The sequence below is a fragment of the Pseudomonas sp. PD9R genome, assembly GCF_019200975.1.
GTDB lineage: Bacteria > Pseudomonadota > Gammaproteobacteria > Pseudomonadales > Pseudomonadaceae > Aquipseudomonas.
In genome coordinates, this window is sequence record NZ_JAHTMR010000018.1 from 57,082 (window position 1) to 78,553 (window position 21,472).

Sequence of the window (21,472 nt, forward strand, 5' to 3'; positions counted from 1 at the left end):
GTCCATCATACCCTCCCTAAGGTGCTGAGTGAATGGCGCTTTTCGACGCGCTGGATCGCAAGAGTCGACCTTGCACATAAAATGAAGTAGATCAGCGCCGCAGCTAAGTAAAAATCAAATGGAAGGCGTGCTGAACTCGCACCAACCTGTGCTTGCCGCATCAGTTCAGCTAGGCCAGTAACGGAAAGAAGCGACGACTCTTTAAAGACACTTAACCAGACGTTACAGCATGCCGCATAGTCAATGGGCTACTATCCGGCGCAACCGCAAATATCTGGGCATTCCACAGGCGCTAGCTACCTCAATCTCGCCCTTGTGCACGGCATTAAAACCACCCCGAAGTACCTCGGTCCCTTGGGCTCCTGACGTGACGGCTATTGCAATAGTTCCCGCAATAAACCCAGGAAAATAGGAAAACCAAGATGACCCAAATAGCGGCTGCATCCAGGTAAGGACTGCACTACCCCCGAAGCAGATAATATAAATTATGGGTAGGTCTGGAAGACCACGAATAACTGTCGTATATGCCTCTGCAATGCCTGCAAAAGCGCGACGATTTAAGATTTTCGCCCAAGCTCCCAAAGTCGCGAAAACCATCCCGAGCAGCATTCCACACACTGTCACTGCCAGCGTGATCGCCGCGCCCTGGAGAAGTGTTGCCCCCCAGCCGTTTGGACCGAATCCAACGACACCAATGAAGCTAACCGGGTTCATGATAGATGTGACCTGTGATACCACGGGATCGCTCATACGCCGCCGCTCTCGTAGAGCGACGGCGCTCCCTATCAACGGCTAAATGTCGAGGCCGTAGATATCTCTGGCCGCAGCCTCTGAAATCCGCTCTTCTTTCAGATCACGAATTACTAGCTCGCGGGATCGGAGCTTGGGATCACCAAAGCCTCCCCCACCCGCAGCGACCATTCCCACCGCCTGACCTGCTTGGAGAACACTTTTCCGGCGCTCAAGTGCGGGCGCACCCTCAGGCATTTCCACTCGAGCGGGAGTGCCGCCATGGCCGCCAAAAATCCCATAGGGTGATAGCAGGGTACTCGTCCCGCCTGCAGAGATCGTTGCGACATGATCCAGCATCCGAACTCGACGCCTCATAGTCATACCACCACGGAACTCGCCAGGGCCTCCTGAGTCCTGAACAAACTCATAACACTCGACCATTATCGGATGCTCAGTTTCGAGCGCCTCAATGGGCAGGTTCGCGGTATTGGTGGTGTTCACCTGGACACCATCCAACCCATCTTTACTAGCTCGAGCCCCCATCCCTCCGCCTTGCATTTCGTTGTAGACATAGAAGCGCTGGGTACGTGGGTGGATACCGCTGGTGGTCAGCAGAATACCGCCGGTAGATGCCGCGGCTACGCGTTCAGGCATCACTGGCGACAACGCCGCGAAGATCATATCTACCAGACGCATCGCGATGTCGGTACGGCTGTAAACAGCAGCGGGAGCTGTCGAATTCAGTACGCTTCCCAACGGCGCTGAGATATGGATTGGGCGATGAAAACCGGAGTTCGCGGGGATCTCTGGATCCACAAGCGCCTTCACCGCAAAAAATACCGTGGCCTGAAGTGCGGTAAATACCATGTTTATAGGAGCTCGCACTTGCGGCGGAGCATCCGGAAAATCTAAAGATAACTCGTCACCTTGAACGGTGACTCGCACCTTCAGATTGAGTATCTCGTCTATCAAATTTGTATCAAATTCGTGCTGAAACTCATAAACCCCATCTGGGATCAGAGCAATACCTGCCCGAGTTCGCCGCTCCGTATAGTTCAGAATCTCTGCCGAGGCCTGAGCAACGAGTTCGCTGCCATAGCGCTCACACAAATCCTGGAAGCGTTGCACTCCTAGGCGGTTTGCCGCCATTTGTGCCCTAAAGTCACTTTTGCGCTCGTGCGGAACTTGGCAGTTGAGCAGGATAAGATCCATGACGTCATCCTGCAGCTTACCTTCCTTGTAAAGACGCACAGGAGGAATTCGAAGCCCTTCCTGAAAAATATGCGCGTGCCCTCGGTCGACAAAGTCCGAGTGGTGGGCAAGGTTAGCAACCCATCCGACCATTTGGTCCCTGAAGAATACGGGCTCCATTAACACGATGTCATTCAGGTGGGTACCACCCCCTGTGTATGCATCGTTACCAATGAAGACGTCTCCTGGGCGGACCGCCGTCATGTCGTGATGCTCGATGACGTAGGATGCGATGCCGAGCAGTGAGCCCAAGTGGATGGGGATGTGCTCCGCTTGTGCAATGGTATTACCCGCGTTATCGAACAACGCTGTGGAGCAGTCCTGGCGCTCCTTGATATTCGTAGAGTAGGCCGCGCGGATGACTGCCTTCCCCATTTCCTCCGCGATTGTCGAAAGCGCGCTCCCGATCACGGCGACGGTAATTGGATCAAGTTTAGTCGACTCTGAACGTGCCGACATCGGTTCGTTGAGGCTCATGCGCGCTCCTCGATAATCAGGTTGAGATAGGAGTCTACGCGCGCGGTCTGCCCTGGAAGGACAAGCGTCGTGGAGTCCATTTGATTGATGATGGCCGGCCCGTCTACAGCATGACCTGGACCAAGTTTTTCCCTGTCATACAAGGGGCACTGAGTAAAGCCTCCCGCCTCAGGAATCCAGACCTCCCGAACTTGATCGATCGCCTCTTCAACCAGCGTGCTGGCCTGGGGCTGAGCGCGGAATTTGGCTTTCTCCACGCGCCCAGTAGCAGCCACACGAAGTGTTGTCACTTGGATTGGTTCTGTGGTCGCAATGTAGCCATAAGCGAGTTGATGTGCGTCCTCAAACGCCTTGCGCAGAGTTTCAATCATCGCGCTGTCAACTTTACCTACAGGACACGGAACAGCCAGTTCAAAACCTTGGCCGCCGTAGCGCATATCCAGCGTACGCGAGACAGTACGACGCTCCTCCTGTATTTCCTCCTCCTCAAACCAACGGGCGATATCTTGCTCCAGCTCGGCGAACCCGCCTTCCAGGCTATCGCAACTGCTGCTCTCTAGAGGCAGCAGCCGTGTCAGAGACGTTGATGTACGAAGATCGGTCAACAGCAAGCCAAGCGCGCACATGATGCCGGGGTATTTCGGGATCACGATTTTCGGCATGTCGAGAGCACGCGCCAATCGCGAGGCATGGATAGGTCCTGCTCCCCCGAACCCGAACATCACATAGTCCCGTGGGTCGTGGCCGCGCTCGACGGATACCACACGAATCGCTTTGGCCATGTTGGCGATCACAACACTGATGATCCCCTGAGCCGTTTCCATCACGCCGAGCCCCAAACGCGCACCTAGGCGAGCAATAGCCGCTTTAGCTTTGGCTTGGTTTACAGGAAGGCGACCATCAAGCAGAGCGACGGGATTCAGCACCTGAAGAACGACGTTTGCGTCAGTTACTGTAGGCTCGTCTTCGTTGCCTCGGTCGAAGCAGATTGGTCCAGGGGCAGCTGCAGCACTACGGGGACCAACCTTCAGGAGACCACCAGCGTCGACATATGCAATGGAGCCACCACCAGCGCCAACAGTGTGAATATCGAGCATCGGAAGCTTGAGCGGATGTCCATGGACGACGGCTTGGTTAGCCATGCTCGGAACGCCACCCTTGATAAGCGAAACGTCTGTCGATGTCCCACCCATATCAAAAGTAATAAGGTTGTCGAAACCCGCATTTTCTGCGATCGCCAATGTGCCCATTACCCCCGCTGCTGGTCCCGACAATACGGTACGAGCAGGGAAGCGCTGTGCCGACTCTGACGAAATGATCCCGCCATTTGACTGGGTAAGGTGCATCGGCGAGTCGACACCGATCTCGTCTAGACGCGGTTTGAGTCGTTGTAGATAGTTCTTGATGATCGGCCCGAGATACGCGTTCACAACAGTCGTGGAGAACCGCTCGTATTCCCGGAACTCGCGGGCAACCTCGTGAGATACCGTGACGTATGCTCCTGGGATCTCTTCTTCTACGATGCGCCTGGCGCGGAGCTCGTGATCTGGGTTGACGTAACTGAATAGGAAACAGATCGCGATGGAGCGAATACCATCATCCCGAAGCTTGCGAGCGGCGCGGCGAACGCCAGCTTCGTCCAGTTCTTGGAACACTGTGCCATCAAACAATACGCGTTCGGCCACCTCAAGGCGCCGATCTCGTGATGCTATTGGCTTGGGTTTCTCGGTTTGCAAGTCATAAAGAGCGTCCCGTTTTTGCCGACGTAGCTCAAGGACATCCCTAAACCCTGCGGTAGTGATGAGGCCGGTCTCCGCGCCACGCCCAACGATGAGTGCGTTCGTAGCAACGGTTGTCCCGTGCCCGAAGTAATGGACATCGGCCGCAGTACCAGAAATGCGCGAAACCTCTCGCAAGCCTTGTTCGACTGCATTGGCGATACCTAACGACGGGTCTTGTGGCGTACTACTCACCTTCCAAACGAAAATTTCGTCATTCGTCTCATCAAACATACAAATGTCTGTGAAGGTGCCACCTGAATCGACGCCAATTCGCAGGCGAAGGCGTTCAGTAGTCAAGTTGAGCATAGATCGTGCGCTCCATAAAAATTGCAAAAAATCAGGCTATCTGTTCTAGGCGCCTGTATTGGCGCCAATCCTTGGGCAAAAAAATCGCGTTTGCTATTGCTCAGTCATCCCAGTATTGGGGCCTTCCGGGAGGGTCCACTCCTAGCTAATACGTATCGATAAGCTATCGTGCGTATCAGGCTGTATCCGTACCGAAGGTCTGTGGAGGTCGGGATTTCCTGGCCATCGCGCAGCTGGTGAGTAACAAATCGGCCAATTGATAGTATCTATCCATGCTAAATTTGCAAGCATTAAATTATTCATACATGCCCGTTCATGCAAAGTCTCCTGACTTTATTCAGGCACGCTATAAAAACGTGCGCGAAGCATGAGTGACGCCCAAATTAAGTTCGTTTTTTTATGAGTGCTTTACGGCATCCCTGGAGTTTCAATAGCCATGGCATTATGTTCCAACCGTGTCACGGTCGCGCACTGGCTTTCAAAGCCTAACTAGAACTAGGCCAAAAGCTCAAATTCCCCCTGGCAACTGGACACTGACCTTGCGAGCTATCGTGCATACCCCCCACCAAGGGCCTCATTCCTGACACGATGCGGAAGAGACTGCTCGCAGGCCAGGCATCAATACGGCACAGCAGTGGGCTTCGATACGACTTATCCATGTCAGCACCTGAGCGCCAAAGCTTAAATAGATTTCCCTCGGCGGGATTATTGCCCTGCATCTGTATGGCGCATCACACCAGTCGATGGGTCGTTATGAAGCACGCGAGCAATACGCTCCGCTGCATCGGTACCGTCGCACACAATGACCATGCCCGAGTGCTGCGAGAAGCCCATGCCTACGCCGCCGTGGTGCAGCGATACCCAGGTCGCGCCACTGTCAATATTAAGCAAGGTATTGAGCAGCGGCCAGTCGGACACCGCGTCAGAGCCATCGCGCATCGATTCGGTTTCGCGGTTAGGGCTCGATACCGAGCCCGAATCCAAGTGGTCACGGCCGATCACCACCGGCACCGACAGCTCGCCGCTGCGCACCATCTCATTAAACGCCAGGCCAAGATTGGCGCGCTGGCACAGGCCGACCCGGCAGATGCGCGCCGGCAGGCCCTGGAAGCTGATGCGTTCGCGGACCATGTCCAGCCAGTTGTGCTGCTGCGCATCGTCGGGGATTGCGGCCTTGACCACGGCGGCCGGCTCGGTCTGCGCGCGGTCACGATGCTCTTCCCAGGTCCAGCCGGCAGGTAGGCAGGTAGGTAGGGTTTTCGACAATTACCGGCCTTTGGGTATTACGGTTCAATCAAAACCAGAAAACTTCTCGAGGTCACTACCTGATCCATCTCGGAGAGGAATCGTTCGCTGCGTGTCTGCTTACGCATGCCGGCGAATTCAAAGTCGTAAAAACTCATCTGGCTCACGGGCAGCTCGGATCAGGTGGTGAGGGAGTATTTCAGCATATTTGAGGACTTGTTCGGAGCTTCCTTAAGCGACAGTTCTCGCATATCCGGCGGATCAGTGTGGAGTTAGCTCGATCACACAGCACCGACCGGTGACAGCAATCTCATGCAATTCACTGTTACCGTCATGTAGCAGACAATCATGCCGCCCCAGCACTTCATGCGTGCTATTACCCAAATTAACCTGGGTCTGTTCAGCCACACTGAAGATCAGCACCGTACTCGCCGAACTAAAAAAACGCTGCTTACCCTCAAGCCATTGCAACCTAGCGCTGAAACGTTCCGGTGCATAGATCAGATTGAAGTCAAGAATCGGCCCGCCGAACAATGCGCAGTAAACTAGGCACTCGCCGCTGAAGGCAAACGAGTCCAGTGGTAACAGTAGCCGCGTAGACTGCCCATCGACCAGCAACATCATGCCTTGGCCCTGCAGCACCGTGATGACCCGCTGATAACCAGCGAAGGTAGAAAACCCGCCTGATTCACCGATATCGGCAATCGACACGCGCCAACCGAAGCTGTCCAAGTCGTCACCGGCATCGCGGGCGATTTCTAAGGTGCTGCCAGCGCCGTTTTTCCACGACATACGCGGATAATTAGCCGCGCGCAAAACGTTCAAATGACCCATGTATATCTCTCTATTTATGAAGCAGTTCTTCCAGGCGATAACGGAAAGCCGGCTGCCGGGCAGCGTAGCGCTGTACCGCGCACTTTGGGGCGACTCGATGGCGCAGGATCTTGGACCGCTCAGCGGGGTTATACCTATCATTGCAACGTGCCTGTCACTAGCAGGTCAGAATTAGCCGGGCTTGAACCCCATGAACTGCGCTACTAGCGCCGCCAGCACCGGTTTCAACCGAGCAACCAACTTCTCGTTAAGCGCATAGGGTGCGACCTCCTGCATGTAGCTTCGCTGCGCCAACTCGAGCTGAATCGCATGCACTTGTTGTGCAGGGTTGCCGTAGGTGCGAGTGATATGGCCACCCTTGAAGCGACCGTTCAACACCGCGGGCAAGTCCGGCGCAGCGTCCTTGGCTGAGGCCAGTAGAGCCTCGGAGATGCCGGCTGCGCATGAGGTCGAGTTTGCCGTTCCGAAGTTGAACACCGGCAGTTCTCCATCGAACAGATGGGGGATAACCGATCGAATAGAATGGGCATCCCATAGCAAGGCATAGCCATAGGCGGCTTTGATTCGATCGAGTTCTGTCTGCAAAGCGCGATGGTATGGGTACCAATAACGAAAAAGGCGACGCGCTATTTCCGCCTCGTCTGGCGCCTGTCCATCAAGGTACAGGGGCACGCCGTCGAATGTGGTGAGCGGACACAGGCCGGTAGTGTTCTGGCCGGGGTACAGGTTTTCATCGTCGGCCGGGCGATTGAGGTCGATCACATACCGCGAATACACCGGCCGTAGGACAGATGCACCCAAGGCGATGGCAAAGTCGTATAGCGATTCGATATGCCAGTCCGTGTCGTCGACGGCAAGCCCGACAGGGCTGTATCGGTGACAAAGGTAGTCCGGCAGATGGGTTCCCACATGCGGCATAGAGATCAGCAGTGGACCGAAACCCTGTTTCAGGGTGAATACCACGTCGTCACTCATACAGCCTCCTTCAACAATACGGCAAGGGCCGCGCGGTAGTCGTGCAGAGCGTTAACCTGCAGAGCATGTTGGCCGTTATCGATGACTTTATTTCCGCCGACGAAAACGTCGCGAACCGGATTGCCGCCATGTTCACAGAACACCAGCGCAGAGAGCAGTTGTCGCTGATTGTTCTGGTCGACATTAGGCGCATCACGGTCGATCACAACAAAGTCGGCGCGCTGCCCCACAGCCAACTCTTACAATGAGCCTTAGGAGGCTCAATGAGCGAACTGAATCGCGTCGCCATCCTCCAGCAGCAAATTGCTCGCCCGTTCTTTGTTATGACAAAACTGTGAACATGGGCAACCAGAGCAAAAGGGTGGTGAAGTCGCCCGTACGCTTAGCTACTACTGCAAAAGGAATGTTGAGCCGTTTATTTACACCAAAATACCCTACCGCATGCCTACATGCGGCAGGGTTTAGTGCGTCTGTCAGTGGGGCACTGCTTATTAGCTTACCCACAATAAGTGATGTAAAAGTTTGCACTCCACCCTAGATCAATTTTCAATCGCCAGGGTGGCTAGCTTTAAATAAGTACCAACAGACTTTAATTGATGCAAAAGTCAATCGATTGGTGTCACGTCCATGTGGAACGTCTGCTCCGATAGTCTTTTGATTGTACCGTCCGCTCGTGCTTCTTTAATCGCTTTGTCAAACATTGCTTTAAGCTGCGTGTCACCTTTGCGCAAACCAACTGCGGCACCTTTCCCGACCACGCCTCCGAAAAAGCATGGACCAGCAAGCACCATGCCCTCGTTACCAGGTTTTGCGGCAGTACCCAATAAGGAGTCTTTAGCACCGATTACGGCATCCACCCGGCCAGCGAGCATATCTAAATCTCGCGCTTCTGGGCTTTTGTATTGCCGCACGGAGATACCCTTTAAGTAGGTACTAGCAAACTCGGCCGAGGTACCAGAGGAGAGTGTACCGACCGTTTTCCCGCTTAGCGCGCCTTTTACCTCAGCTAGGGCTTTTGCAGAAGCAGCTTCATCCATCAGCGACACCTTCTTATCTTCCGCTGGCAAATTCGTTGCCAATTCACCACCCTTCAGAGTGCCAAATGTATAACATAAGGTGGCGTAGGGGACAGAGAAATCAATAACAAGCTCACGCTTAGGGGTGATTGCCATATCGTCTATAATCGCATCAAACTTACCGGCATTCAGTGCAGAAATCATACTGTCAAACGATTGAGCTGAAATTGTGCACTTCACCTTCATTCGATTGCAGAGATCGTTCGCAAGGTCAATCTCAAACCCAGCAAGTGTCCCATCAGGCTTAGTATAGTTCCAAGGAACAAAACCACCCTCTGTCACGATTCGGATTTCCTTCGGAGACGCGTCTTCCGCAGCAACCCCGAAACTTACGCCCAACGTTGCTGCCAATACCGCCGTAGCAAGTACCAAGCGTGCGTATACAGAGATGGATCTAGTCATTATATTAGCCTTCTTATAGTAGTATTAAGGTGTTTTGCAAATATCAAACTTACCCAGCAAGAAATTGTTTGAGTCGAACTGAGCGCGTCCCACCGAATATTTCATCCGGAGTCCCCTCGTCCTTTACTAAACCTTGATCCATGAAAACCACTCGGCTAGATGCCTCCCGGGCAAAGCCCATTTCATGTGTTACTATAAGCATCGTCCGGCCTTCCTTCGCCAAGCCCTTCATGACCTTGAGCACCTCACCGACCATCTCTGGATCTAGAGCTGAAGTAGGCTCGTCGAATAACATCAAAGCGGGGCGCATCGCGAGTGCTCGCGCGATGGCAACGCGCTGCTGTTGGCCTCCAGATAGGTGCGTCGGGTAGGCGTTTTCTTTATTTGATATGCCAACTTTATCGAGTAGCTCTCTCGCTTCCTCCAAACACTCTTTTTTTGGACGACGCTGTACGTACATAGGAGCCTCGATAATATTCTCGAGTACTGTCTTGTGCGACCAAAGATTGAAACTTTGAAATACCATTCCGACCTTTGAGCGAATACGTTCTACCTGCTTTTTATTATATTGCCTCGGTGCATTACCCCCGTGAAATGAGATATCTATGCGCTCACCAGCAACCACAATACCTCCAGTATCCGGAGTTTCAAGTAAGTTTATACAGCGGAGTAACGTTGACTTTCCCGATCCGGAGGACCCAAGTATTGAGACTACTTCGCCTTCCCCCGCTTGAAGCGAGATGCCTTTTAGCACCTCTAAGCTTCCATATTGCTTGCGAATACCCGTCAATTCCACCACAGCAGGCGGGAGCAAATCATAAATGTTACTCATGCTATTTTCTCCTTGATACTTGGAGAGCGCTCCAAAACTGGCGGCCGCAAATTAGCACTCAACTTATATTCAGTCCAACGCACTGCGCGGGTCATCATATAGCTCATGGCGAAGTAGATTATCCCTGCGGATACATATACTTCAATTGGCCGATATGTCTGCGAAGCAATAGTAGTGGCTATTCCCGTGACATCCATAAGTGTTACTAAGGACGCAAGAGCGGTCGCTTTTATCATAGCTATCAGTTCATTTCCATAAGCAGGAAGTGCTTGCCTCATCGCAAGTGGAGCAATGATCCTCCGCATCCTCATTCCCCGAGACATTCCACATGCGGAAGCGGCCTCCAGTTCTCCGCGACTAACAGACTTCAACCCCCCGCGGATAATTTCCGCAGCATATGGAGAAGTGTTAATCGTCAGTGCCAAAAGGACGCACCAGAATGGTTCGCGAAGAAATGGCCAAAACACACTTTGACGAACAACCGCGAACTGGCTAATCCCGTAGTAAACTATAAACAGCAGAACCAGCAAAGGAACGCTTCGAAATAGCTGAACGTAAAGCCATGCAATAGCTCTCACTGATCGAAAAGAGGACAGACTTAGTAGAGCAACCACGAAACCTAAGAGCCCACCCAAAATAACACTTATTACAGCAAGCCCAATCGTAAGTGGTAGCCCTGGTAACAACTGAATGAATGTTTCATAAATAAATTGGAAGTCCATCACGTTCTCCCTACCAGGTTAAGCGAGTGGCGTCGTTCAACACGCTGAATCGCTAATGTCGAACCCGTACACAGGATGAAGTAAATCAGTGCAGCGGCCAGATAAAAATCAAACGGTAGCCGAGTGGAGCCGGCGCCTACCTGAGCTTGTCGCATCAGCTCAGCCAACCCTGTCACTGAGAGAAGAGAAGATTCCTTCAAAGCACTGAGCCAGACGTTACCTAACCCAGGTAACGCATGTCTTAACGTTAATGGCGCCACGATTCTTCGAAAGCGCAAATACCGCGGCATACCGCATGCAACGGCAGCTTCGATTTCGCCTTTATGGACTGCGTTGAACCCGCCCCGTAGTACTTCGGTCCCCTGCGCACCTGATGTGACTGCGATCGCAATGGTACCGGCCAAGAAGGCAGGGAAGCTGGCGAAGCCGGACGAACCAAGCAGAGGCTGGATCCAAGTGAGAACCGCGCTGCCGCCAAAGTAAATTACATAAATAATCAGCAAGTCTGGAAGACCGCGAATTACAGTGGTGTAAGCCCCCGCAATGTCTGAGAAGGGCCTACGATTGGAAACTTTGGCCCAGGCACTGAAGGTGCCAACAACCATGCCAAGCAGCATCCCGCAAATGGCTACGGCGAGCGTCACTACTGCGCCATTTAGTAGTGTCATGCCCCAGCCGTTTGGACCGAAACCAACGACCTCTATAAAGCTAACTTCGTTCATGGTGGATATGTCCTGTTGGATGACCGGATCTGCTAATTAGTCTTCGCGCACTAGTCGCGATGACGTCGCGTATCTAAAAAGCTAGATATCTAGCCCGTAGATGTCTCTGGCAGCAGCCTCTGAAATCCGTTCTTCCTTCAGGTCACGGATCACCAATTCGCGCGACCGAAGTTTCGGATCACCGAAACCACCCCCTCCAGCTGCAACCATGCCCACTGCTTGGCCAGCCTGAAGAACACTTTTCCGACGATCGAGTGGCGGAGCGCCGTTAGGCATTTCGACCCAGGCGGGAGTGCCGCTATGTCCATTAAAAAGACCGTACGGGGGCAGCCGAGTGTTTGTACCACCGGCAGAGATGTTGGCAACATGATCCAGCACTCTCACGCGACGTCTCATCGTCATACCGCCGCGAAATTTTCCGGGGCCGCCTGAGTCCTGTACAAACTCATAGCACTCCACCATAACCGGATGCTCTGTCTCTAGAGCCTCAATGGGCAACAAGACCCGCTCGTCCACCTCAAAGCATCTATCGCGTGAAGCAATGGGCTTTGGCTTTTCCGTCTGCAAGTAGTAGAGCGAGTCCCGTTTTTGACGACGCAACTCAAGAATATCGCGAAAGCCTGCCGTCGTGATTAGGCCCGTTTCCGCACCTCGCCCCACGATGAGAGCGTTGGTAGCGACTGTTGTGCCATGACCAAAGTAATGGACATCCGCAGCGCGACCGGAAACCCGTGATGCTTCTCGCAATCCCTGTTCGACTGTGATACCCATAGAGGGGGCCTGAGGGGTACTGCTCACCTTCCAGACAGAAATTTCGCCTTTGATTTCATCAAACATGCAAATGTCTGTGAAGGTGCCTCCAGAATCCACGCCAATGCGAAGGCGTAGTCGGTCAGCGGTTAAGTCGAGCATAGATGCGCTCCAAATTTTTTTGCGTAGCGTTTTACGAGCGAAAGCCACCAAAATGAATTGTAACTATCTATTCATGAAACGCAAGAATAAAATTATGCATTCTCTCGGTGAAAACACTCTGCTTCTGCACCTTGTATCAATCCGTATATTCGACCCATACCGAGCCAGAGCGGCGAAAGCGTCATATGTCGCTGAATATGCTGCCCGAAAGGAGAGTCATTCTCGGCATTAGCCATTCTGAGATTGCTTGAAAATGGACTCGTTTCTGCTTACCGAGACGCGCTACTACATCTGTCCTCTACGAATTTAGCTCTGCTTTCGCCTAGCTCGATCGTGCTGGACCTATCTAGATTTTAATCACCGCAGAGATCACCCAGCGCAGCGCTCTTGATGACTGGATACAAACTGTCGAAAACGATCCGTTGGCAGCCCCTCGAACAGCTCAGCCGGGGTACCTTGGCAGTCGATTTTTCCGTCTTGCATGAACAACACACGATTCGAGACATTACGTGCAAAGCCCATTTCATGCGTCACCACCAGCATCGTGCGTCCTTCTTCCGCTAACGACCGCATTACTCGCAGCACCTCCCCCACCAGCTCCGGGTCGAGTGCAGACGTGGGCTCGTCGAATAACATCACCTGGGGATTCATAGCCAATGCCCGTGCTATCGCCACCCGCTGTTGCTGACCACCAGAAAGGTGAGCTGGATAAGAGTCGCGCCGCTCATAAAGCCCCACCTTGTGCAGCAATCTGTGGGCCTCCTCTACACATTCCGAACGCGAGTGCTTCAGCACGTGCAGTGGGCCTTCGATAACGTTCTGCAAAACGGTCATGTGCGACCAGAGATTGAAGCCCTGAAAAACCATACCTAATTTGCTACGAATCTTCTCGACTTGCCGACCGCGGCGCGGCGACTGGCCTCCATCACCGCGGCGCTTCATTTCAATGGTTTCACCATCTACCACGATGGAGCCTTCATCTGGTGTCTCCAGCAAATTAATACAACGAAGCAACGTGCTTTTGCCTGACCCACTAGCCCCGAGAATGGAGATTACGTCCCCCTTATGAGCATCCATCGATATTCCGTTCAGCACCTTGCTTGCGCCGAAAGCTTTATGAATATTTGATACTGTCAAGGCTGCGCTGCGTTGAGAAATCATGACTAGCTCCGCTGAACTCAGGAGAAGGGGGAGCATGGGCGAGTGTATTTCACACCACGAGGAATACCCCACGCTCTCAATACCGTTGTAAACACTTCAAATGCACGCCCGGGGCAGTGTTTGAAGACCAAACTATTATCGTTAGTTCGAAAGCATTGGCAGGTTCAGCCCTTGTTCCTTGGCGCAGTCGATGGCGATCTGGTAGCCCGCATCGGCGTGACGCATGACGCCGGTAGCCGGGTCGTTGTGCAGGACGCGAGCGATACGCTCGGCCGCTTCGTCAGTACCGTCGCAGACAATCACCATGCCCGAGTGCTGGGAGAAGCTCATGCCGACGCCGCCGCCGTGGTGCAGGGAAACCCAGGTCGCGCCGCTCGCGGTGTTGAGCAGAGCGTTGAGCAGTGGCCAGTCGGACACGGCATCGGAACCGTCCTGCATCGACTCGGTTTCGCGGTTCGGGCTGGCTACCGAACCGGAGTCCAGGTGGTCGCGACCGATCACGATTGGCGCGGACAATTCACCGCTGCGCACCATTTCGTTGAACGCCAGACCGAGCTTGGCGCGCAGGCCCAGGCCAACCCAGCAGATACGTGCCGGCAGACCCTGGAAGCTGATGCGCTCGCGCGCCATGTCCAGCCAGTTGTGCAGGTGCGCGTCGTCCGGGATCAGCTCTTTTACTTTGGCGTCGGTCTTGTAGATGTCTTCGGCGTTGCCGGACAGTGCAGCCCAACGGAACGGGCCGATGCCGCGGCAGAACAGCGGACGGATGTAAGCCGGCACGAAACCTGGGAAGTCGAATGCGTTTTCCACGCCTTCTTCCTGGGCCATCTGACGGATGTTGTTGCCGTAGTCGAAGGTCGGAATGCCCATTTTCTGGAATTCGAGCATCGCTTTAACGTGCACAGCCATGGATTGCTTGGCGGCTTTGACCACGGCAGCAGGCTCGGTCTTGGCGCGAGCACGGTACTCTTCCCAGGTCCAGCCGGCTGGCAGGTAACCGTTGAGCGGGTCGTGAGCGCTGGTCTGGTCGGTGACCATGTCCGGGCGCACGCCGCGCTTGACCAGTTCTGGCAGGATTTCTGCCGCGTTACCCAGCAACGCGATGGAAATCGCTTTGCCTTCTTTGGTGTATTTGGCGATGCGGGCCAGGGCGTCGTCGAGGTCGGTGGCTTGCTCATCGACATAACGGCTGTTGAGGCGGAAATCGATGCTCACCTGCTGGCATTCGATGTTCAGCGAGCAAGCACCGGCCAGGGTCGCGGCCAGTGGTTGAGCGCCGCCCATGCCACCGAGGCCGGCGGTCAGGACCCAACGACCTTTCAGGTCATCGTTGTAGTGTTGGCGACCAGCTTCGACGAAGGTTTCGTAGGTGCCTTGGACGATGCCCTGGCTGCCGATGTAGATCCAGCTGCCGGCAGTCATCTGGCCGTACATGGCCAGGCCTTTGGCGTCGAGTTCGTTGAAGTGTTCCCAGCTCGCCCAGTGTGGCACCAGGTTGGAGTTGGCGATCAGTACGCGCGGGGCGTTGCTGTGGGTCTTGAATACGCCGACCGGCTTGCCGGATTGCACCAGCAGGGTCTCGTCGTCATTCAGGTTGGTCAGGCTTTCGACGATCTTGTCGTAGCATTCCCAGTTACGTGCCGCACGACCGATACCACCGTAAACCACCAGTTCTTTAGGGTTCTCGGCGACTTCCGGGTCGAGGTTGTTCATCAGCATGCGCAGGGGGGCTTCGGCCAGCCATGATTTGGCGGTTAGCTGATTACCACGTGGAGCACGGATAACAACGTCGCGGTATTTGCTGTTGGACACGGTTCAACTCCTGTGCGCTTGGTAGTTTGAACAGGAATGATATGAAGGGCGCACTTACATCATCCTGTATATACAAGGCGATGCAAACCAAGGGCCAGAGCGATGCTATATGAATATTTATTTTCAAAAAAAACGAAAATTTTAATAAAATCAATAGATTATGGTTATTTTTAAATTTTTGCGTGGACAGATTATGCGAACTCTTGTTGTGGAGATGTACCAAGGCGTGGCGCACGGTGTAACCAGACGACTCATTTTGAGGCCTAATCGACCAAAAATGCGCCACGATGAGTAACTCAGTTACCACACTGATCGATCTGAAAGGCTGGGATAGTCGCTAGCGCGCTGTTCTCACATAATTTTATACATGCTTGCACAACACTTTAGGTGCGACTCTGCGTTGAAGGGTTTCTGATGACCGCCCTAGGTTTTACGCCTAGTCAATGCCCTCGTATTTTTAGCCGGCAGGGAGGGCGTTGTAATCGGCCGTCATTTGTTGGAAACGCTTATGCGGTTCCAACAGCTCTCCGGCGAAAGAATGCGGTGCGACTCGATCAATGCGATGTCGATCTCGGGGTTTCCAGGCGCTGGCTGACGTCGGTCCGCGCTACCTTCGACCGATGTCGGGGGTATTGCTCGCGAAACGCGCTGAGCAGGTTGGGGACGTAGTTGATCCCGAGCACTGGCGGCGCGTAATGCGGATTTCACGTCTGCGTCGCAGAGTCACCTCGCTATACCGGTGAGGCTAGAAAAGCCGCATGGTGTAACAAATGGTGCTTAAGGCACTTCACTTGCCAAGCTTTTTAATCGAAATTCTCGCGCCGTGGGCGATTTACCCCTTTTGCAATCAGGTCCGCCAGTTCCTTGATCCGGTTTATGTCATCCGGTAGTCGGCTGATTGCGACACGCAGATGGGGGGCATGTCCTTTGCTCACAAAACAATGAGATCCACTGCCCAAGACCACGCCTTGGGATGCCAGATTAACGATGGCAGCAGTCTCGTCCGCTACAGGTACCCAAAGTGTCAGGCCTGTACCTTCGTTTATATCGAAACCATGGTCGATAAGAGCTTGCGCAAGGATATGACGCCGATGGGCATAGCTTATGCGTGCGCGCTCCAGCGTGGCGACTACAAGCGGGTCAGTGAGCAAGAACGCCAACGCCCCTTGGAAAATTCGGCTGGTCATGGCCACGCGGTCGCTGCGGTAGTCTTCTATGGACTGGATGATGCGAGAAGAGCCGCCGAGGATAGAAGTACGCAAGTCGACGCCGAAGGCTCGGCAGTAGGCGCGGACCAGCAAACTGCGATCTGGCAACTTTTCGCTCATGCTATGCGCAGCCGAGGTTGACACCGTGCCCATGTGGTCGTCCTCGAGAATGACAACCTCGGGGTAGTGTTCAAGGAGTTGTGCCAGTTCATCGCGACGTGCTGGCGAGAGAGCTGAACCGGTCGGCATTTGCGCCCTGAGCTGGTAAAGCAAAGCGGTCGGCTTTTGTTTGAGTACTGACTTAAGTGATTCCGCCAGAGGACCCTCGCTGTCGCACGCCACCGGGATAGCTTCGACTTTCAGCAGTTCCAGTAAACCTAGCAGGCGTGGGCTGGTGGGTTCTTCGATGGCGATACGGTCACCTGGGCGGGTCGCGGCTTGCAGTGCGAGCAACATGCCTTCAGTCCCGCCGCCTGCCGTGGTCCAACGCTGTGGGGCGCATGGCCAGGTGGGGGCGACCGCGATACGCAAAGCTTCGACCATGTGCTCTTTTTCAGCGGCGTGCAGATGATTCACTCGCAAACCTGCGTTCAGTGCCGGCGCCAGATCCGGCTGAAGCGCCGGGTCGGCGCTTCCTCTGGACAGGTCGATAGAAGCCCAGGCGACATCGACCGAATCGAGCCACTGTCTCGGCGCCAAGCCAAATGCTTCCTGGTCGGCAACCGCGCCGAGGGCCACGGTTCCGCCCCTGCGGCGCGTTTCGATCAAGCCCTTGGCGCGCAATGTACTCCAAGCGGCGGCTACGGTGCTGGCACTGGTCCCCAGGCTGCTGGCGAAATCCCGAACCGTTGGCAGACGTGCGCCTTTGGCGACGCGTCCGGAGGTAATCATCTCGGCAAGGGTCGCTGCGATGGCGTCGCTACCGAGAGAGTCGACATGGCGAGCAAGCCACTGGCTATCTACCAACTGATCCACGTTCTTCTCCATTGTTTTGACAAGGTGCAGTCATGGGGCACATATCGCTGGAAAACACATAAAACATAAATATTTGTGTTTTTCTGCGCGAACGCGCGCGTTGAGAAGTTTACGCTACGGATTAGTCTCTGTCTAAGCCGTTGATTAGCTAATCAGCCTATTTTATAGGGGTTTATGAGGTGTTTGAGGGCAGCGTATAAATATGTTCATTTGATCAGAACATAACGGCACTTGGTTATGAGGTAATGAACATTCGGTATTTGGTCGACTTCGGCCTGCTCCCTATAGTGCAGCCCTTACCCGTTCAGGAAGGCACGTTGATAGACAACACGCCGGCCTGGCAGGGCCCCCCACGTAGACGGACCGGTTGTTGAATGAAGAAGTACTTCCTTTTGAGGATTGGCTCGGCGCTGGTGACGGTATGGCTGATGTCGATCCTGGTATTCGTCAGCGTGCGTCTGATCGGCGATCCCACCCATTTGCTGCTGCCGCCTGAAGCCACCGCCCAGGACCGCCAGGTGCTGCGCGAGCAGATGGGCCTGACCAAACCGCTGCCCTTGCAGTATCTGATCTACGTCGGAAATTTGCTTCAGGGTGATGTGGGCAAGTCCTTTATCACCGGTCAGCCGGCGATGGCCGTACTCGGCCCCAGAATCATGCCGAGCATATTGCTGGCGGGCAGTGCCTTGTTATTGAGCCTGGTGTTCGGTGTGCCAGGAGGCATCGCCGCCGCGCAAAATCCAAGGGGTAAGGCGGCGCGAATCGGCGATCTTCTCGCCACGCTCGGGCTTGCAGCACCGGCCTTTTTCATCGCGCTGCTTTTGATCCGATGGTTGTCGGTGGACCTGCGCTGGTTGCCCACCAACGGCTACGGCTCGTTCGCCCACCTGATCATTCCGGCGCTGTCATTGAGCCTGTATTCGACGGCGGCGCTGTACAAACTTACCCAGTCGACCATGGGCGAGATCCTGCAATCGGACTTCATTCGCTTCGCTCGGATCAAAGGCATTTCCTACCGCTCGGTGATCTTCAAGCACGCGCTGAAGAACGCCAGCCTGCCGATTCTGACCTTCTCGGCGTCGCAATTCGGGCTGCTGATCGCCGGAGCGGTTTCAGTCGAAGTGATCTTTGGCTGGCCGGGTATCGGTGGTGCCATGGTCGATGCCATTTCGCAGTTCGATTACACCGTCATCCAAGCCGTCGCGCTGGTCGTGGTGCTGCTGTTCGTCATCATCAATCTCATCGTCGACGTACTTTACGGTTGGCTGGACCCGAGGATTCGTCTTGCGAATTGATCGATACATCGCGCCCGCTTTTCTTGTCGTCGTGGTCTTTGCTGCCGTGTTCGCGCCGTGGTTGCCGCTGTTTGATCGTGATGCCATTGATCTTGGCTCGGCCTTGCAGGCGCCTTCGGCTGCTCATTGGTTCGGAACCGACAATCTGGGTCGGGACACCTTTACCCGGGTGATCTACGGCAGCCGGACGTCATTGTCCATCGTCGTGGCGGCCGTAGTTGCCGGTGGCGGGCTGGGCTGCCTGCTCGGTCTGCTGGCCGGGTATCGCGGTGGATGGTTCGACGCAATCATCATGCGCGCCGCAGACCTGCAATACAGCCTGCCGCCGGTGATCCTCGCGCTGGTGGCAACCGCGGCACTGGGCACCGGGATGGTCAATCTGGTCCTCGCCATCTCACTGGCCACCTGGCCGCGTTTCGCCCGAATCGTGCGAGCCGAAGCCTTGCACCTGCGCCAGCATGATTTCGTGTTGTTGGCCGAACTGGGCGGCGCGTCGATGGCTCGGGTGCTGCTGCATCATTTGCTACCCAACATGCTGACCACGGTTATGGTGCTGGTGACCCTGGATATCGGGCTGATCGTCACGCTGGAGGCCACGTTGAGTTTCCTGGGCCTGGGGGTTCAGCCGCCAGATCCTTCCTGGGGGACGATGATCGCCGATGGTCGTGCCTATCTGAGTCAAGCCTGGTGGCTGACCACGTTGCCGGGCGCGGTACTGGTGCTGACCATTCTTGCGGTCAACGCCACCGGCAATCTACTGCGTCGTCCTACTGACGCCCCCCAGGAGGTTGCCCTTGTCTAAGCTCGCGCTGGAAGTGAAGAACTTGAGCGTCGAGATATCGACGCCAGCCGGGGTGATCCGCCCTGTGGATGATGTGAGTTTTTCTGTTCAGGCCGGGCGCACACTGGCGCTGGTGGGAGAGTCGGGCTCCGGCAAATCGTTGAGTTGCCTGTCGTTGCTGCGGGTGCTGCCCCAGGACGCTCGCGTCGTATCGGGACAAGTGTTGTTCGAAGGCCAGGACCTGCTGGCATTGCCGGAGGAGGCCATGCATCGCCTGCGCGGTAGCAAGATCGGCACCGTCTTGCAAGACCCGCACACATCTCTCGATCCTCTGTTCACCGTGGGGGAGCAGATCCGCGAAATCATCGATTATCAGCAGGCGCCCGGTCGAGCGGTCAGCCGTCAGCGCAGTATCGATGCCATGCGCAGCGTGCACATTCCCGCGCCAGAACAACGCTTCTCCAGTTATCCGCATCAGTTCTCCGGCGGCATGCGCCAGCGCGCGGCAATCGCCATGGCGGTGGCCTGTAATCCAAGCCTGTTGATCGCCGACGAACCGACCACGGCGCTTGACGTCACCATCCGGATGCAGGTGTTGCGCTTGCTCGCCGAACTCCAGGCCGAGCACAAAATGGCAATGCTGTTCGTCACCCACGATCTGCACGTCGTTCGCTATTTCTGCGATGACGTTGCGGTGATGTATGCCGGTCGGATCGTTGAGCAAGGCCCTGTGGAAGAGGTCTTCAATCGCCCTGCACACCCTTACACCGCGTCGCTGCTGCACGCCATCCCCAAGCTGTCCAGGCGTCGTGCGCGCTTGACGGCGATCGATGGCCAGCCGCCTTCGTTTTCCGCACTGCCAGACGGATGTCGGTTTGCCCCGCGCTGTCCTGCGGCGCAGGAACAGTGCCTGACGCAATACCCTGCCTGGCAAACTCGTCCTGCCGTTGCCGGTGGTGCGGCGTGCTGGCGAACCAACGAAATGCTTGATGGGCGGCTGATCATTCAATGAGTGCATTCATTTCCATATCAGACCTGCACAAGGTTTATCGCGTCGGCGGTGGGATGATCCGCCCCGGCCAGCCGCTGCACGCCGTGCGTGGCATCTCGCTGGACATCGAGAAAGGCGCGACCTACGGACTGGTCGGCGAGTCGGGATCGGGCAAAAGCACCGTGGCGAAAATCGTCATGGGCGCCGAGCGTCCGTCCTCTGGCGCCGTACACATCGACGGTCGCTTGATGGATGGCCGTTCGAAATCCCTGAGCTGGTTGCGCACCTGTCTGCAGCCGGTATTGCAGGATCCGTATGGCTCGCTCAATCCGACAATGCGCATTCGCGATCTGATCGATGAGCCGCTGCGCATCCACCGTAAGGACTTGACCGCCCGGCAGTTGATCCTGCGGGTCAACAACCTGATGGCTCAGGTGGGTTTGCCATCGAGCCTGGCGTTGCGTCATCCGCGAGAGTTGAGCGGCGGGCAAAAGCAACGTGTCGCCATTGCTCGCGCTTTAGCCCTGTCACCGCAATGCCTGGTGCTCGATGAGCCGGTGTCGGCGCTGGATGTGTCCGTGCAGGCGCAGGTGCTGAATCTGCTCCACGACATGCAAAGCGAGAGCGGTCTGACTTACCTGTTGATTTCTCACGATCTGGCGGTGGTGGCGCACATGAGTGATCACGTCGGGGTGATGTACCTGGGCGCGCTGCAAGAGCAAGGGCCCGTCGAGGAAGTGCTTGCCTCCCCACGCCATCCCTATACGCGAGCACTGATGGCGGCGGCCGAGCCTGAGCGCGGCAGTCTCACCGAACCGCTGCAAGGCGAGGTGCCGTCGCCGCTGAACCCGCCCTTGGGGTGCGTGTTTCATCCGCGCTGTTCTGCTGCCTCCGAACGCTGCCGCCGCGATGCGCCGCTGCTGCGACAAGTGGCGCCCGCGCACTGGGCCGCCTGCCACTACGCCTGATCGTTTTCGACAAT

Annotated in this window: 18 protein-coding genes and 1 pseudogene; 4 read left to right on the forward strand and 15 right to left on the reverse strand. The window is 55.4% G+C overall.

The features are described 5' to 3' along the window. Nucleotides 1-240: 240 nt before the first annotated feature. From KUF73_RS26550 to KUF73_RS26625, 15 genes and pseudogenes are all read right to left on the reverse strand, one after another. Nucleotides 241-750, reverse strand: a complete 510-nt coding sequence (locus KUF73_RS26550; protein WP_218440945.1) for an ABC transporter permease subunit — start codon at nt 748-750, stop codon at nt 241-243. Nucleotides 751-792: 42 nt separating this feature from the next. Beyond that, nucleotides 793-2,460: a hydantoinase B/oxoprolinase family protein gene (locus KUF73_RS26555; RefSeq protein WP_218440946.1), complete on the reverse strand. Its 1,668-nt coding sequence runs from the start codon at nt 2,458-2,460 to the stop codon at nt 793-795. Beyond that, nucleotides 2,457-4,547 carry a hydantoinase/oxoprolinase family protein gene (locus KUF73_RS26560; RefSeq protein ID WP_218440947.1) on the reverse strand — a complete coding sequence of 697 codons (2,091 nt, stop codon included), beginning with the start codon at nt 4,545-4,547 and terminating at the stop codon, nt 2,457-2,459. Before KUF73_RS26560 ends, KUF73_RS26555 begins: the two co-directional genes overlap by 4 nt. Nucleotides 4,548-5,252: 705 nt before the next feature. Further along, nucleotides 5,253-5,789: pseudogene (locus tag KUF73_RS26565) on the reverse strand (hypothetical protein); the annotation flags it as partial. A 264-nt stretch (nt 5,790-6,053) separates the two neighbouring features. Continuing rightward, nucleotides 6,054-6,626, reverse strand: a complete 573-nt coding sequence (locus KUF73_RS26575; protein ID WP_218440948.1) for a HutD family protein — start codon at nt 6,624-6,626, stop codon at nt 6,054-6,056. A gap of 171 nt (nt 6,627-6,797) precedes the next feature. Continuing rightward, nucleotides 6,798-7,601, reverse strand: coding sequence for an N-formylglutamate deformylase (hutG, locus tag KUF73_RS26580; RefSeq protein WP_218440949.1), 804 nt, complete (start codon nt 7,599-7,601; stop codon nt 6,798-6,800). Then, nucleotides 7,598-7,831, reverse strand: coding sequence for a hypothetical protein (locus KUF73_RS26585; protein WP_218440950.1), 234 nt, complete (start codon nt 7,829-7,831; stop codon nt 7,598-7,600). The genes hutG and KUF73_RS26585 overlap by 4 nt, the downstream gene beginning before the upstream one ends. A 375-nt stretch (nt 7,832-8,206) precedes the next feature. Further along, nucleotides 8,207-9,079 carry a transporter substrate-binding domain-containing protein gene (locus KUF73_RS26590; RefSeq protein WP_218440951.1) on the reverse strand — a complete coding sequence of 291 codons (873 nt, stop codon included), beginning with the start codon at nt 9,077-9,079 and terminating at the stop codon, nt 8,207-8,209. Between the two features lie 49 nt (nt 9,080-9,128). Beyond that, nucleotides 9,129-9,911, reverse strand: coding sequence for an ABC transporter ATP-binding protein (locus KUF73_RS26595; protein WP_256345695.1), 783 nt, complete (start codon nt 9,909-9,911; stop codon nt 9,129-9,131). After that, entirely contained in the window at nt 9,908-10,633 is a 726-nt protein-coding gene (locus KUF73_RS26600) for an ABC transporter permease (RefSeq protein ID WP_218440952.1), read from the reverse strand. Before KUF73_RS26600 ends, KUF73_RS26595 begins: the two co-directional genes overlap by 4 nt. Next, the gene (locus KUF73_RS26605; RefSeq protein ID WP_218440953.1) at nt 10,633-11,355 is read right to left on the reverse strand and encodes an ABC transporter permease; all 723 of its coding nucleotides are present in this window, start codon (nt 11,353-11,355) and stop codon (nt 10,633-10,635) included. The genes KUF73_RS26600 and KUF73_RS26605 overlap by 1 nt, the downstream gene beginning before the upstream one ends. A gap of 81 nt (nt 11,356-11,436) precedes the next feature. Further along, nucleotides 11,437-12,267: a hydantoinase/oxoprolinase N-terminal domain-containing protein gene (locus tag KUF73_RS26610; protein WP_218440954.1), complete on the reverse strand. Its 831-nt coding sequence runs from the start codon at nt 12,265-12,267 to the stop codon at nt 11,437-11,439. 369 nt (nt 12,268-12,636) lie between these two features. Then, on the reverse strand, nt 12,637-13,428 hold the full coding sequence (locus KUF73_RS26615) for an ABC transporter ATP-binding protein (RefSeq protein ID WP_218440955.1): 792 nt from the start codon (nt 13,426-13,428) through the stop codon (nt 12,637-12,639). 141 nt (nt 13,429-13,569) lie between these two features. Next, complete coding sequence (gene hutU / locus KUF73_RS26620) at nt 13,570-15,240, reverse strand: urocanate hydratase (protein ID WP_218440956.1); 1,671 nt, start codon at nt 15,238-15,240, stop codon at nt 13,570-13,572. Between the two features lie 803 nt (nt 15,241-16,043). Continuing rightward, on the reverse strand, nt 16,044-17,435 hold the full coding sequence (locus KUF73_RS26625; protein ID WP_218440957.1) for an aminotransferase class I/II-fold pyridoxal phosphate-dependent enzyme: 1,392 nt from the start codon (nt 17,433-17,435) through the stop codon (nt 16,044-16,046). 362 nt (nt 17,436-17,797) lie between these two features. Here KUF73_RS26625 and KUF73_RS26630 point away from each other — a divergent pair, with 362 nt between their 5' ends. Genes KUF73_RS26630 through KUF73_RS26645 form a run of 4 tightly spaced genes read left to right on the forward strand, consistent with a single transcriptional unit; the run spans nt 17,798 to nt 21,458 of the window. Next, the gene (locus KUF73_RS26630) at nt 17,798-18,718 is read left to right on the forward strand and encodes an ABC transporter permease (protein WP_218440958.1); all 921 of its coding nucleotides are present in this window, start codon (nt 17,798-17,800) and stop codon (nt 18,716-18,718) included. Further along, entirely contained in the window at nt 18,708-19,520 is an 813-nt protein-coding gene (locus KUF73_RS26635) for an ABC transporter permease (protein ID WP_218440959.1), read from the forward strand. The genes KUF73_RS26630 and KUF73_RS26635 overlap by 11 nt, the downstream gene beginning before the upstream one ends. Continuing rightward, entirely contained in the window at nt 19,513-20,511 is a 999-nt protein-coding gene (locus KUF73_RS26640; protein WP_218440960.1) for an ABC transporter ATP-binding protein, read from the forward strand. Before KUF73_RS26635 ends, KUF73_RS26640 begins: the two co-directional genes overlap by 8 nt. Then, entirely contained in the window at nt 20,508-21,458 is a 951-nt protein-coding gene (locus KUF73_RS26645) for an ABC transporter ATP-binding protein (protein WP_218440961.1), read from the forward strand. The genes KUF73_RS26640 and KUF73_RS26645 overlap by 4 nt, the downstream gene beginning before the upstream one ends. Nucleotides 21,459-21,472 lie beyond the last annotated feature (14 nt).